Raw genomic sequence first — 13,693 nt, 5'->3', positions numbered from 1 at the left:
CTTTTACTTATTTAGAACAAACCTAGAAACTTTTTCTTTTTTATTCTTTCTGGCGGCTCAATCATAAGCCCTTCCCCGTTCACGAGATACTGTGCATTTTCCATGAACATATATTGCTTATTAAAACCAAACTGTTTTTCCACTAAGGCAAATGCTTCCCGCATATTAAATTTACGTGTTTTTAATCCATGAGCATCTGACGCAATGAAATGAGTTAAATTTGCCTCAATAAGCTCGAAGGAGAACTTCTTTATATTCTTCCCAAATCCTCCAACTAAACTTGTTGCAGTAACTTGAGTACACGCACCTTTTTTAACTAATTCATATAGAATACCTGGGTTTTCGATAATCTCACTGTTTCGCTCTGGATGGACTATAATGGGCGTAATTCCTTGTAATTGTATATCGTAGAGTAGTTTCTGAGTATACCTTGGAACATGATTAGAAGGAAACTCAATAAATAGATATTTGTCGGAATTATTAAGGGTCAAAATTTCCCCGCGTTCATAATCCTCTAATATCTCTCCATATATTCTTGTTTCTTGTCCTGGTAAAATAGTAAGATCAATCATTTCTTTTTGTAAAATACCATTTAACTGTTCCACGTATTGCAGGATTTCCTCTTTAGTATTATTATATTTTCCATTTTGATGATGAGGAGTCGCTATAATGGAGGTAATTCCCTCTGATACAGCTTGATGTGCCATTTCTATACTCTCTGTTAAATGCTTTGCCCCATCATCTAAATTAGGCAGAATATGACAATGAATATCGATCATCCTAACACCTCCAAAATTTAGGTAATATTACCTATTAACTTCTTTATATTAATAGTATCATAGAAAAAGAAAAAGGAAAGATAGTCAAGTCGACTATTTTTCCCCATAGTAGTAGTAATAATTACCTTCTTTTAACTTTTTATTATTTAAAACAACCCCAATTAAATTGGCATTCGCTTTCTCTAATAATTCCTTACCTTTCAATGCTGATTCGTTTTCAGTTTTCCCGCTAGATACAACTAAAATTGTCCCATCACATTGGTTAGACAAAATTTGCGCATCTGTTACTGCTAATACAGGTGGGGTATCAAAAAGAACAACGTCAAACTCTTCTTTTAACTCTACTAAAAGTTCCTTGAGCATCTTAGAACCAAGTAATTCAGCCGGATTCGGAGGAATAGGACCACTTGGGAGAATATATAAGTTAGGAACCTTTGATTTGAAAATAGCTTCTTTAAGAGTAAGTTGTCTCGTTAAAACATTTGTAAGACCAGTTGTGTTTTGTAGTCGGAACGTATAATGTACGGTAGGTTTTCTTAAATCCGCATCAATTAAAAGTACCTGTTTCCCTTGTTGTGCAAATACTGTAGCCAAGTTTGCCACAGTTGTAGATTTACCTTCTCCAGGGCCAGTTGACGTAACCATTAGTGTACGAATATCGCGATCTACTTGAGAAAACTCAATATTTGTACGAATCGTACGATATTGTTCCGAAATAGGTGATTTCGGATTAGTCATCGCAATTAAACTTCTCATTAATGTTGCTGCTTTTTTCTTAGCCAACTGACTCACTCCTTACAGGACCGCGCTTTTCTCTTGTTATGTCTGTTCCTTTTTGGTCGTTATCTGTCATAACAGGAATTGCACCTAATACGGGTAATTCTAATAACTTTTCGATATCTTGCTCTGTTTTAATCGTATTGTCTAGATATTCTAACAGGAACGCTAATCCTACACCCATCATCAATCCAACGACTAGTGCTATTGCCATATTTAACGCTGGTCTTGGTTTAATAGGCGATGGATTTTCTGCAAGTTGGGCAGCAGCTAGAACACTGACATTGTCTACGTTCATAATTCCAGGCAATTCACGTTGGAATACATTGGCTACTGTATTCGCAATATTTACTGCCATCGCTGGTTCTTCGTCCTGTACTGTTATAGATAATACTTGTGAATTCTGTTGACTGGAAACTTGAATTTGATTATTTAACGAATTTACCGAACGATCTAGATTAAGTTCCTCTTGTACTAACTCAAGAATTCTCGGGCTTTTAATGATGACATTGTACGTATTCATTAACTCAAGGTTTGTTCTTATATCATTAACATTATACATAGCCTGTTCATTATTGCTGGATTGGTTAACTAAAAGCTGTGTCGATGTTTGATAGATTGGTGTAAGTAAGAAAAAACTTACTACTCCACTAACAGTAGTTGCAATTATGGTAATAATGATGATGAGAGAAAGACGTTTTTTCAACGTTTGGAATAACTCTCGTAAGCTGATCGTCTCTTCCATTTGAACCTCCAAATAATTTATTTAAAATAACTTTAATATCTATTTCCAAAGACATACATTGATATTATATAAGACTTAAACCCATATATCTACAATTTCTTACAAAAAATACGGAGTTTCTTTTTCCAATTTTCGCGAATCTAGCTTTTGTTCACTTCTTCTATCAAATGCCACCTGTTAAATACAGAATTATAATTCCAATAAAAAAACACCAAAATAGGTGTCTTTTCGTAAAGATTGTTGCTTTAAGCTGGTAAAAAGTCGGTATTTGGACTTTTTACCGTCATTTTGCTTAGAAAATAGAAGAAGGCCCTCGATTACAAAATGGAAAAGAGCACGATTGCAACGATAATGACGTGTTGATTCTATTTACGAAAAGCAACCAAGTATGCGAAAACAGCCTTTCGTAATTATAAAACAGGCTTCGCATACACTATATATCGCTCAGGCGCTCTACCAGTTAATGTAAATGGATAACAAGTAGTTAAAATTAATTCTTCGGTCTCTTTTTGTAAGGTAATAATCGTAGTGTCGTCCTTGTCCACGATTTTCGTATCATATATTTCGTACATAAAGTCTCCATATGGTAGTGATACAACAAATTTATCTCCTAATTCTAACTCACCTAAGCGCAAGAATACCGTGTCACGATGACCAGATAATACAATCTGTCCAAGCTCTCCTGGATAAGAGGAACCAAGAAAGTGCCCTACCCCTTTTTCTAGTTCATCTGGATCTGTTCCTTCAACGATAGGTAACTGTGCCTCAAATCTAGGTATTTGTAAAACTCCCACAACATCACCGATAGCCGGATTAAAATCTTCTGGCTTCGTTGGACGCTCTTTTTTTGGACTTTCCATTTTATCCTGATTGTCTTTTGTTATTGCCATCGCATCCTGAAGAGCAGCCTCTGTTTTGCGATCCATCGTCCACTTTTCATACAAACCATACCCAATAAAAGAAGCTCCAACCAGGATAAATAAAAGAGCAACAACCATCCCTTTTCTCACTATTTAACCTCTCCTTTAAAATTAATCCAACACCATGTCTTACGACGCAAGCTAATAAGAAGACACTGAAGTGAAGGAGAAAACTCTATTTCTTTATTCATGCTTTTATATCTTAACCACTTTTACATAATTGGAAGCTGAAAAAGTCTGTATTGGTGATGCTATCTAACCATTTTCACTAATAACTTTTATTATAAAGGGAAAGATTAACATTCGCTACTTTGACTTACACCAAACGGAACCGAATTTTTAAACAAATCTCCGTTAATCCTAACCTTGAATTTCCGCAGAAGGCTATCAATAGCCCCTGGAAAGTGAATATTTCGCATGGAGATCAACAGGGAATTTAATGTGCTTCCCTTATTTTCACGGTTACCCAAAACAAAAAAAACCGCCTGCACCAGAAAGTATGTAAAAAACTCCAGTGCAAACGGTTTCGTACTTACTATTCTAACCTAAAAACAGAAAACTACAACCTATTATTTTTCAACAAAGAGTAATTTCCTGTTTTACACTAAAGAACTTTCCCTATCAACCTAGACATCAACTGCATAACAAAAGGCAAAAACGCTGCTATTAGATGCGTTCCAATTAAAGTATAGTGATAGAATTTTTGTTTAGCCATCCGGAAAACAAGCGGAATAATAATAACAAAGATCCCCAAAACACTAATTAAAGAATAAATTAAATTACCCTTTTGCTCACCATAAGTAACCATTAAATAGAAGAATCCTATAATACTAATGTTATAAATTAATAATAAGAACGATAAAGCAAAACAAATAAAATTTAAAACCCTCTTTGTTCTAGGTCCAAGACTGATTTTTTTCACCTTTACTTTCTCCCTTTCCATTCATTTCTTCAGGTGTTTAATCTATTCGCTAAATAAGGACAAATTTCCTGTTTTTTTGTTAGTAGGATGGAAATTTTGTCGATATTTCAGGAATAAAAGAAAAAAGCACCCTGCAAAGGTGCCAATGTGTCATTACTCATAATTAATAAATGTTGAATACCCCTGCCTACGAAGTTGAGCAGCTAAGCTATCTGCGTTGGCTTTTTGGGCAAACGCCCCAGCTTGGACTTTATATAATCCCTGGTCCAAGTAAACAAAAGTACTGTACCCTCTTCCATTCAACTCTTTTGCTAGATTATCGGCATTTTCTTTTGCTTTAAATGCTCCAACTTGAACTTTGTATATACCAGTAGACGGTGGGGCTGTTGGTTTTAGCTTTAGGCTAAAATGTTCTACGATTCCTTCTGCAATGGCATGGGCACAGGTTCTACGGTAGCTATCCGTTTTTAATAATTGTGCTTCTTGGTAATGAGTCATGAATCCACATTCACAGAGGATTGCTCTCATTGTGGTTTCGCGTAGGACGTGGAAGTTTTCTGATTTAATACCACGATCTCTTCTTCCTGTTGCTTGGATCAGTTTTCTGTGGACCGAGCTTGCTAGACGATCGGAATTCGGCGAATCGACGGTTGGTGTATACGTTTCAATACCTTGTACGGAATTCCATCCTCCTGCACCATATGCATTGGCGTGAATAGAGACAAAGGCATTGGCCCCCCAGCTGTTAGCTCGATTAGTTCTTTCTTGTAATGGTACGTCTCGATCATCAGAGTGGGTAAATAAAATTTCCACATTTTGATACCTTAAAAGTTCTTGTCTGGCATATTGGGCCACTACTCGATTAAACTCGTATTCTCTCATACCATCTGGTGTACGTTTCCCTGATGTGTTATATCCATGACCGGCATCTAACACAATCTTCATTCATTTCACCTCATTCTCTTTTTTATCGTTACATTAATAGAATATGCACAAGCTGTCATAAATTTACAAAATAAGGCACTTGTCCCACCCTCAATACCTCCTTGTAACCTTTTATATAAGTTTTCGTCTATACTTACAAAGAAAGCTATTAGTCATTCAAAGGTATAAGCGGAATACAAATAAGGAATTTATCTATACAAAATCATGAATATGGAGGGTTAAAAATGAAGCAAATAGTACTTTTACTCACAATGTTATTTCTTTTAGTAGGATGTGGTACCACACAAAACAATACAGCTCCCGATAATTCCAACACTACTAATCCTAATGGAGAAGAAAATACGACAGGTAGTGGTGAAGACGAAGAAATAGAAGAAGATAGTAGCGAGGCAGACAAAGCAAAAAAAGAGCTTATTGAAAAATTAAAAGATAGTGACAAGGAAAATCTTTCTGGTAGCATTAATTACTCCGATAATCAATTTGTCTTTACTGTTGAAAATAACCTTGGAAAAGATGCCGAAATCACCTTTTCTTCTGGTCAAGAATATGATTACATGGTGTTCGATTCTAATGGAAAGATGGTCAAAAAGCTTTCCGAAGATATGATGTACACCCAAGCAATAAAAGAGGTTGTCTTAGCTTCTGGAGAAAAATTCACTTATTCTGCCTCCTATGAAGAAGTGGCTTCTGGACTTGCCACTGGAGAGTACACGATTGAGTTTGTATTTGCAGACAAGAATTTTCAGGCATCTGCGCGTGAGACTTTTGATGTAGAATAATATCGAATTCGTTCGCGAGGTTGTAACTCCATGTTAAAAAATCTATAATAGAATAAGAAGATTTTACCGTAAATGACAAGGTCTACATTTGAAAAGTAGGCCTTTTATTTGTTTAGTACAGATGTTGGATGGTGACAATAATGGAACAGTTTGCAACTTGGCTCGTGAATACATATCCGTTGTCAGAAGAGAAAAATCGTCAGCTCTTAAAAGAAGCATTACAGCTTTTTCGTCAAGGAAATGTCATTAATGTTTTAGTAGAAGGTACTAGTATTACTGGGAAAGTTCAGGATAATGGACACCGTCATATATTACTTGATCTTGAGTTAAAGGATTTAAGTCGTTGTTCATGTGGTGCTACTTCCCTTTGTACGCACCAGCTTGCAACCTTTTTATCTTTTTGGTCACAAACGAAGACAATTGCGTCCTTGATTGATAGATGGAAGGCTGAAGCAACAAAGCCGAGTGTAGATTCTTCCTTACTTTTACAAAATAAAAAAATCGACAGTTACTCAGATACTACCCTTGCTAGTTGGTTGGCTTTTGTTGAATATCAGCATGACCAATATAAACGGAGCATTCCGTCAACTAGAACGTATTTAACTGGGCTTACACACGCCTTTTTTCCGAAGCTACGTTTACAAGCACCAAAAAAGGCTGAGGTCCGTCCGCTTTTCTTATTACACGCTTCGCTTTTTTGCATGCAGCAAGTTATGAAAAGCTATGACTCCACGCAACCATATCAATATATAGTAGATTTGCTTCATCGATTTGTCGATATCGTCGAGGAGGAAGCTAAAGCACTGTTTCATAGTGCGATTGCCTTTCAGCTTGATTCCTTATTGAAGGAAAGCAAAGAACTAATTCGAAACATGCTATTGCAGCAAGAAGAGCCATTTATTCGCGAGATTTTTTATGCATATCAGTTCACTTGGAATGATGTGTTCCAACGAAGAAACTGGATGTCTAAAGAACTAATCGAGTTAGAAGATAATCGCTCACTCCAAGCTGAGTTGGCCAAAACACATTTACTATTTTTACAAAAAAAGGACGATGAGGCCTTAAAAATTGTGAAGAATCACACGCATCAGTATGCTCCTTATGTATTTAATTGGCTTCATTCGCTTGCTAGCGCTAAAGCCAAAGATCGTCTGGAAATATGGCTTCAAACTACCCTGCCCATGGTAACTGACTATATCCATGCAGAACCTACATATGATAGAAAACGTCAGCTTACGAAGCACTTATTAAAGCTATTAACTGACTATGCGTTAGAAACAAAGCATGATGCGATGTATATTGAGGCAATGAAGCATTTAATGCCATATAGCTATGGAGAATATGAATGGTATCTGTTTGAAACGAAAAATTTCCGCAAATGGGTGGAATTGCAGCTTTGGATGGGCTTTGAGCTGAGCGGATTAGAATCCTATAAAATAAAAGAAATTAAAAAGGTCGATCCATACGCACTTTTCCCGCTTTACCATATCGCTATCCAGCAAGCGATCGGACAGCGAAACAGACCGGCTTATAAGGAAGCTACTAGCCTTTTAAAAAAATTGCATTCTTTATATAAAAAAGAAAAGCTAGAAGATGTCTGGCTTCAATATATTACCCAAATTAAAGAAGGTACAAAGCGATTGCGCTCCTTCCAAGAAGAACTGAAAAAAGGAAGATTCACATATGATTAATGATTCATTATCTGCAAATTCTTTATACGACAAAGAACAAAACCAATTTTTTCTATATGTGCAGCTAAAATCATCAGTTCTGCCACCTTCACGCTTTATTCCGCTTTTATTCACGTGGCATGAAGGCTCTTTTTTCGGTTCCTTTTTCCAAGAAGCCTCGTTTCAAGGGAAAACAGGGATTTTTTTATCCCCTGCAGATGCGTTAGAGCTATTTGCCAACAATACAGAGAATTCTTTTTTAGAGCTAGAATGGTGTGACCAATCGGAGCTGTATCGTCTATTAGCACCTACTGTTTCTTCTATATTAAATAAAAAAGCTTTTCAGCCTAATTTTGCCGATTGGCAGCAAGGTAAACTTACTTTTACTTTAATGGAAGAAGGAGTAAAGCTAATTGAGCAAAATCCGCTTCTTCCCTCTTACACCGGAAAAATAGAGGATTGGATTAGCTCCATCATCAAGGATTGGATGAAGCACGACAAGATAGATACATTACGAACTTATTGGACGAATTATACAAATAATCCTACTCTTCTGTCGAATGAAGGTTCACACTCCATATATTTAGATGAGGAAGATTGGCTAAAGGATATTGGCTGGATGAAAGACTCCACACCATTTACTGTCGGTTTACGGTTATTAGAACCGGAAGAAGAGTATGCTGATTGGAAGCTAGAAACACTTCTCAAGGATAAAAAGTCCGAGAAATTGCATGTCTGGGGGAAAGATAAACTTCCAACCTCTTATAAAAAGTATCATGACCAAGTCGAACGAAGCTTTAAAAAATGGCAGCAAGTAACTCCTGCGCTCTTTTCTAATGGACAAATTCGAGAAGCGTTAACGGAAGAAGACGCATGGCGCTTTTTAGTAGATGGTAGTGAAAAGCTCCTCGAGATTGGTAGCTTTATCTACCTTCCATCCTGGTGGCAGGCTGTGAAGGACTCCCGCTTAAAAATAAAAGCGCGAGTTAATAGCTCGAAAAAAGGATCGCATGCTCAATCCTTTGTTGGTTTACAATCCCTTGTTAATTTTGAATGGCGTTTTTCCACTCGTAACACGGAGCTATCCGAGGAAGAGTTTTTAGCTTTGGTGGAACAAAACCGTCGCCTCGTTCAAATTAAGGGAGAATGGGTTGTCTTAGATCCAAGCTTTATCGAAGAAATAAAACGAATGATGAAGCATGCTGAAGAAACTGGCATACGAATGGAAGACCTATTAAAAAGCAATGTTGCAAATAGCTTTTCAGATATGCAGAATGAGGAGACTTCAAGCTTTTCTATGAGTGACGTGACCTACGAGTTGACAGGGTCACTACAGCATTTATTAGAACAGCTTTACCAAGGAAAGGCACTTCCGTCTTTTCAAGCTCCCGCTACCTTTCATGGTGAGCTTCGACCTTATCAAGAGCAGGGAGCTTCGTGGCTACTATTTTTACGTAAGCATGGTTTTGGGGCTTGTCTTGCCGATGATATGGGGCTCGGAAAAACGATACAGTTAATTGCCTATTTTTTGGCATGCAAAGAAAGAGAAGCGAAAAGTGCACCGGTATTAATTATATGTCCGACATCTGTTCTGGGTAACTGGCAAAAGGAGCTCGAGAAATTTGCTCCAAGCTTACAAGTCATGCTCCACTACGGATCGAATCGGGCGAAAAGCGAGAACTTTCGAGATTCTATAAAGGGTGCGGATGTTGTCTTGACTTCTTATGCAATTTCTCACTTAGATGAAGACGAATTAGCTAGTATAAACTGGAGTTCCATCTGTTTAGATGAAGCACAAAATATTAAAAATGCAGATACAAAACAATCACAGGCTGTTCGTAATTTAAAAGGAAAACACCATATTGCATTAACAGGCACGCCGATGGAAAATCGCCTTTCTGAGCTATGGGCACTTTTCGATTTTATTAACCCTGGATACTTGGGCTCATTAGGTGGCTTTCACAAGCAGTTTGTCCTGCCGATTGAAAAAGACCAAGACAAGCAAAAAATTCAACAGTTACAAATGCTCATTCAGCCCTTCCTTTTACGTCGGACGAAACAAGATGAGCAAGTTGCACTTAATTTACCAGCGAAGCAGGAACAAAAGGAATATTGCCCACTTACAGTAGAGCAGGCGTCTATTTATGAGCAGCTTGTAAAGGAAACTTTAGATAAAGTAGAGGCAGTTGGTGGCATCCAAAGAAGAGGTTTAGTATTGAAAATGCTAGGTCAACTTAAACAGGTTTGTGATCATCCTTCCCTTTATTTAAAGGAAGAAGAACCACCAAACTTACTCATGCGTTCAACAAAAATGGAAAAACTCGTGGAGCTTGTTGAACAAATTCGATTACGCAATGAAAGCTGTCTGATTTTCACACAGTATATCGCGATGGGTAATATGATTATTGAAGCGATTGAAAAATCCTTAGGGGAAAAAGGTAGATTTCTAAATGGAAGTGTTGTGAAGAAAGAGCGTGATAAGCTCATCACAGATTTCCAAGCTGGAGAATTTAATGTGCTCGTACTTTCTTTAAAAGCCGGTGGTACAGGGCTAAACCTTACTGCTGCCAATCATGTCATTCACTATGATCGTTGGTGGAACCCTGCCGTGGAAAATCAAGCGACAGACCGTGCCTATCGAATCGGCCAAAATCGCTTTGTCCATGTGCATAAATTTATTGCTACTGGTACATTGGAAGAAAAAATCGATGCGATGATTGAATCAAAGCAAGCATTGAATAATCAAATAATTACTAGCGAAGGTTGGATTACCGAACTAAGTAATGAAGATTTAAAGGAGCTATTAACACTCCGCTAAAAGCGCGAGACCTTTCACATTGAATGGTCCGCGCTTTTTTTCGTATTGACAGAGGATAGCGAGGTGATAAAACCACCCACTATTCCAATCACACCCCCCAAACAATTAAGCTGAACATCCATCCATTGTCCACTTCTATCGGGATGAAGATGCTGTAAATATTCATCCATCATTGCAATAATCAACAACATAGAACAACTTAACAGTAAGATTAATAGCGGTTTATTTTCTAAGAAAGTACTAAAATATCGAACAATAACAAAGCCTAGCATGTAATAAAAGAATAGATGTGCTCCCTTACGTATCAAAAATTCTAGAAACGAAAAGCCTCCGAGGTTTTCCACACTAATCAAACTCCCATTGTAGGAAAACTCCATTTGTCGGAACCAAGATTGAATGCTTTCTTCGGTTACAACTAACTTTAGATAAGGTCTTATATCCTGTTCCACATAAGACATAGAGGATAGATGAAATAATAATACAGTCCATCCACTTGCTAGTAATAAATAATAATACATTCTTCTTTTTTGCATTATCTAGGATCACCACGTTTCTACCTAAGTAATAATGGTGTGTCCTTTTTTCAATCATCCTATACGCTATTTATTTTGCTGCATTTTCTTTGCTCCGTCCCCCAAGGACCTATTTTTATTTAGTGATAGAAAGGTGATTTTATCTTGGTGCTTAATATAGATTCGTTGTAGGAGATTCATTACTAGCTGCTCATCCGTATGCTCTGGATAAGGTAGTTTGAGGAACGCTCTACGATGATGCTGCCAGATGTAGGAGGCTATTTCTAGTTGATAGGTAGGGAGGTGGATAGTAACTGAGACGATTTGCTTATCCTTCTTTGAACGGAAGTGAAGCTCGATCGCTTGATGATTGTTCGTTGCAATACTTTTCACGTCTGAAAAATCTCCATCACTTTTTTTGGAGTTATCACTTAGTTGTAATGCATCATAGAAGGCAAACCCTTTCTTCGAGTAAGAAATTGAAGGCTCTTTTATATAAATAAAATAATTCTTCCTTTCTAATTGCTGTTCAGATTCACATGGATGAAAGTTAACACTAGATAAATGGAATTCTCCCATACTTCTCACTCCTTTTTTTCTCTTATTCATTTACTAGTATAAATATCCATTTCATTTTTTTCCAAATTTGGAAACTAAGTATCACTAAGCACTATTCATAGGTATTCTTTCCTATCCTCCCATTTCCTCTGTTTCTTTCAATATTCGACATGTTCTATTTTAGAACATAACTTCAATAGTTCTTACTTAGAACCAAAGACTCTCTTCTATTCCTTTACGGTAAAAGTAAAGGAGAGGATGATATGTTGAAATCCATCATTTCTCGTAATATAAAATATCTCCGTGAGCAAAGAGGTTGGACCCAACTCGATCTTGCAGATGAATTGAACCGTGTAAGAGGTACGATAAGCAAGTGGGAAACCGGGAAGGAAACCCCTGATATTGAAACGCTTATACACATTTGCAAAATATTCGAAGTATCTATCGACTATTTAACTGGAAATCATTATGAGCAAGAAGAGTATGTGAAGGAATTTAACAGACTTTATCATTTGCAAGAACAGGACGAAGAGTTAATGGAGATAGTCGATTACCTTAAGCAAAATCCCAAATTCAAAAGCAGCTTACATACGTATACTAAGCTAAATTCAGAAGAACGGAAGACATTAGGAGAGGTCCTTCGCCTATTAGTGAAGGGGAAAGCATGAGAAAATGTATTTAGCTCTGACTGGTATAAGACGAGTTTCTGGGAGAGATTGATATATATCTTTGAAGGAAAATCGTCTTATGATTTCAGTGACTCCACTACCGAACTAAGCTAAAAAGACAGAAAAAAAGAGCCAACCATAAAAAGGCTGGCACCAAATATGGAGAGTTTTGAGGGTTTGGTTTTCTCTATGAAGATTCTATGAGGGCTTACCGTTCACGATAAGCAAAAGAAATGGTAGCTTGTTTCCGTTCGCAAGTTTCCATTTTTATTAGAAAGGTCTAAAGCATGCTGGGAGGGGTACCCAATGCTTTACTTATTTCACCTGATACCAAGAATTCATATTAGATAAAAGTCATACACAATAATAATGGACTAGTTCAGACAGTTATACTGGCAACTTTTCTTTTTCAACCATAGCCTTCTTTTCTAAAAACCGCACACTATCTGCAACAACATCGGTTACAAAGACGGTATCTCCGTTTGACCCTTCATACTTTCGCGTTTGGATTCTTCCTGTAATTCCGATAAGCGCTCCTTTTCGACAAAAATTCGCCGTTGTTTCCGCAAGCTTTCTCCATACTGTGCAAGAAACAAAATCAGCTTCCACAACACCGTCTTGGTTTTTATAGTTACGATTTACAGCTAAACGAAAGCTAGCAAGTGCTGTTCCCTCACTTGTATACCTTAGCTCTGGATCCTTCGTCAAACGTCCCACTAGAATCACTTGATTGATCACTTCTCTTCCCTCCTTTGCTTATCCATTTCTTGTTGCATCGTTATCATAGCTTGTTTTGGAATGACTGGTAAAATGAAGATTATTGAATTTCCACAACCCTTTTTCGACTAAAAACACCATTTTTCCCCTAAAAGAAAATGGCACTTTCATTAAATTTCTACTGTTAATTACTAACTTTCATACTTACAGAGAATTTTTAAAAGATTAACATTGGAGGTATCTTTCACGACCAATATGTTATAATAAGACCAAAATAAATGCAGGCAAAACAATAATGCCCGTTGGAGGAAAATGTATGAAAACGTTCAAACTAGTTGCATTATCCATCGTACACGGTGAAAAAGTTGAAAAGCTTGAATTACATGACGGTTTAATTATTAATAGAGAATATGGTAAAGAAAATTGGCTGATTGAGGCCCTTTTACCTAAATCAAATTCAGAAAAATTCGAAGGCATTTACAAAAATCAAGAGGTTGTACATGTACAAGCTACTATTTCTAAGCCGACAAATGATCCAGCTTCTTTTCAAGCAATCATTAAGAATGTTTCAATTATGGAGGAACATATGAGCATCCTCTTTGAAGGAGAGCTATTTCGACGCAATAGCAACTATCCCGAGAAGCTATTAGAAAGTCTCGTTCAAAGCGGTTATGATGGAGAAGAATTAGTTCAAGCTTTTAAAGAAAAAATAAATGAAAAACCTGTCCTACAGTCGAAATAAGGTAAGAGGCTGGGACATTAATTAAATCCCCATCTCTATTTACGAACGATTTAATCTAAATGCCCTTTTAAAGTACACTTTTGATTTTTAGAGTACCTAGCTGTTGATTGGAGCACAAGGCGAAGACTCCTTGCTTAGAGG

14 protein-coding genes are annotated in these 13,693 nt (G+C 37.0%); 5 read left to right on the top strand and 9 right to left on the bottom strand.

Features of this window, described 5'->3' with window-relative positions; translation table 11 throughout:
- Positions 1-11 precede the first annotated feature (11 nt).
- The 6 genes from BK580_RS02805 to BK580_RS02780 all read right to left on the bottom strand — a co-directional run bounded on the left by BK580_RS02805 (position 12) and on the right by BK580_RS02780 (position 5,088).
- A complete protein-coding gene (locus BK580_RS02805) occupies positions 12-779 on the bottom strand; it encodes a tyrosine-protein phosphatase (protein WP_078378863.1) in 768 nt (255 codons plus the stop codon).
- A 93-nt stretch (positions 780-872) separates the two neighbouring features.
- Positions 873-1,562, bottom strand: a complete 690-nt coding sequence (locus BK580_RS02800; RefSeq protein WP_078378862.1) for a CpsD/CapB family tyrosine-protein kinase — start codon at positions 1,560-1,562, stop codon at positions 873-875.
- On the bottom strand, positions 1,555-2,301 hold the full coding sequence (locus tag BK580_RS02795; RefSeq protein ID WP_078378861.1) for a YveK family protein: 747 nt from the start codon (positions 2,299-2,301) through the stop codon (positions 1,555-1,557). Before BK580_RS02795 ends, BK580_RS02800 begins: the two co-directional genes overlap by 8 nt.
- Before the next feature lie 410 nt (positions 2,302-2,711).
- A complete protein-coding gene (locus BK580_RS02790) occupies positions 2,712-3,311 on the bottom strand; it encodes a class D sortase (RefSeq protein ID WP_328589035.1) in 600 nt (199 codons plus the stop codon).
- Positions 3,312-3,825: 514 nt separating this feature from the next.
- Positions 3,826-4,143: a hypothetical protein gene (locus BK580_RS02785; RefSeq protein ID WP_078378860.1), complete on the bottom strand. Its 318-nt coding sequence runs from the start codon at positions 4,141-4,143 to the stop codon at positions 3,826-3,828.
- A 153-nt stretch (positions 4,144-4,296) separates the two neighbouring features.
- Positions 4,297-5,088, bottom strand: a complete 792-nt coding sequence (locus BK580_RS02780; protein WP_078378859.1) for an N-acetylmuramoyl-L-alanine amidase — start codon at positions 5,086-5,088, stop codon at positions 4,297-4,299.
- 224 nt (positions 5,089-5,312) lie between these two features.
- Between BK580_RS02780 and BK580_RS02775 the strand changes: the two genes are divergently transcribed.
- The 3 genes from BK580_RS02775 (at position 5,313) to BK580_RS02765 (ending at position 10,355) form a co-directional block, all read left to right on the top strand.
- The gene (locus BK580_RS02775; protein WP_078378858.1) at positions 5,313-5,867 is read left to right on the top strand and encodes a BsuPI-related putative proteinase inhibitor; all 555 of its coding nucleotides are present in this window, start codon (positions 5,313-5,315) and stop codon (positions 5,865-5,867) included.
- Between the two features lie 140 nt (positions 5,868-6,007).
- Positions 6,008-7,558 (top strand): hypothetical protein, encoded by a 1,551-nt coding sequence (locus BK580_RS02770; protein WP_078378857.1) that lies wholly within the window; start codon positions 6,008-6,010, stop codon positions 7,556-7,558.
- On the top strand, positions 7,551-10,355 hold the full coding sequence (locus BK580_RS02765) for a DEAD/DEAH box helicase (protein ID WP_078378856.1): 2,805 nt from the start codon (positions 7,551-7,553) through the stop codon (positions 10,353-10,355). The genes BK580_RS02770 and BK580_RS02765 overlap by 8 nt, the downstream gene beginning before the upstream one ends.
- Positions 10,356-10,369: 14 nt before the next feature.
- Here the strand turns inward: BK580_RS02765 and BK580_RS02760 are convergent, their stop codons facing one another.
- Together BK580_RS02760 and BK580_RS02755 are read right to left on the bottom strand one after the other, a co-directional pair.
- The gene (locus tag BK580_RS02760; protein WP_078378855.1) at positions 10,370-10,888 is read right to left on the bottom strand and encodes a VanZ family protein; all 519 of its coding nucleotides are present in this window, start codon (positions 10,886-10,888) and stop codon (positions 10,370-10,372) included.
- Between the two features lie 66 nt (positions 10,889-10,954).
- The gene (locus tag BK580_RS02755; RefSeq protein ID WP_078378854.1) at positions 10,955-11,446 is read right to left on the bottom strand and encodes a hypothetical protein; all 492 of its coding nucleotides are present in this window, start codon (positions 11,444-11,446) and stop codon (positions 10,955-10,957) included.
- Between the two features lie 242 nt (positions 11,447-11,688).
- Between BK580_RS02755 and BK580_RS02750 the strand changes: the two genes are divergently transcribed.
- On the top strand, positions 11,689-12,093 hold the full coding sequence (locus tag BK580_RS02750) for a helix-turn-helix domain-containing protein (protein ID WP_078378853.1): 405 nt from the start codon (positions 11,689-11,691) through the stop codon (positions 12,091-12,093).
- 387 nt (positions 12,094-12,480) lie between these two features.
- Here BK580_RS02750 and ssb read toward each other — a convergent pair whose 3' ends face one another.
- Positions 12,481-12,831, bottom strand: coding sequence for a single-stranded DNA-binding protein (gene ssb, locus BK580_RS02745; protein WP_078378852.1), 351 nt, complete (start codon positions 12,829-12,831; stop codon positions 12,481-12,483).
- 295 nt (positions 12,832-13,126) lie between these two features.
- On the opposite strand from ssb, the gene BK580_RS02740 reads away from it, so the two are divergent.
- Entirely contained in the window at positions 13,127-13,552 is a 426-nt protein-coding gene (locus BK580_RS02740) for a YwpF family protein (RefSeq protein WP_169864776.1), read from the top strand.
- The last annotated feature ends 141 nt before the right edge of the window (positions 13,553-13,693 follow it).

This window comes from Sutcliffiella halmapala (assembly GCF_002019665.1).
GTDB lineage: Bacteria > Bacillota > Bacilli > Bacillales > Bacillaceae_I > Sutcliffiella_A > Sutcliffiella_A halmapala.
This window is presented reverse-complemented; position numbering and strand designations above follow the sequence as displayed.

Excerpts from the sequence above, each read along its gene's own strand:
- BK580_RS02755 (WP_078378854.1), bottom strand. The coding sequence starts at position 11,446 with ATGGGAGAATTCCATTTATCTAGTGTTAACTTTCATCCATGTGAATCT.
- BK580_RS02760 (WP_078378855.1), bottom strand. The coding sequence starts at position 10,888 with ATGCAAAAAAGAAGAATGTATTATTATTTATTACTAGCAAGTGGATGG.
- BK580_RS02770 (WP_078378857.1), top strand. The coding sequence starts at position 6,008 with ATGGAACAGTTTGCAACTTGGCTCGTGAATACATATCCGTTGTCAGAA.
- BK580_RS02740 (WP_169864776.1), top strand. The coding sequence starts at position 13,127 with ATGAAAACGTTCAAACTAGTTGCATTATCCATCGTACACGGTGAAAAA.
- BK580_RS02780 (WP_078378859.1), bottom strand. The coding sequence starts at position 5,088 with ATGAAGATTGTGTTAGATGCCGGTCATGGATATAACACATCAGGGAAA.
- BK580_RS02765 (WP_078378856.1), top strand. The coding sequence starts at position 7,551 with ATGATTAATGATTCATTATCTGCAAATTCTTTATACGACAAAGAACAA.
- BK580_RS02805 (WP_078378863.1), bottom strand. The coding sequence starts at position 779 with ATGATCGATATTCATTGTCATATTCTGCCTAATTTAGATGATGGGGCA.
- BK580_RS02795 (WP_078378861.1), bottom strand. The coding sequence starts at position 2,301 with ATGGAAGAGACGATCAGCTTACGAGAGTTATTCCAAACGTTGAAAAAA.
- BK580_RS02775 (WP_078378858.1), top strand. The coding sequence starts at position 5,313 with ATGAAGCAAATAGTACTTTTACTCACAATGTTATTTCTTTTAGTAGGA.
- BK580_RS02750 (WP_078378853.1), top strand. The coding sequence starts at position 11,689 with ATGTTGAAATCCATCATTTCTCGTAATATAAAATATCTCCGTGAGCAA.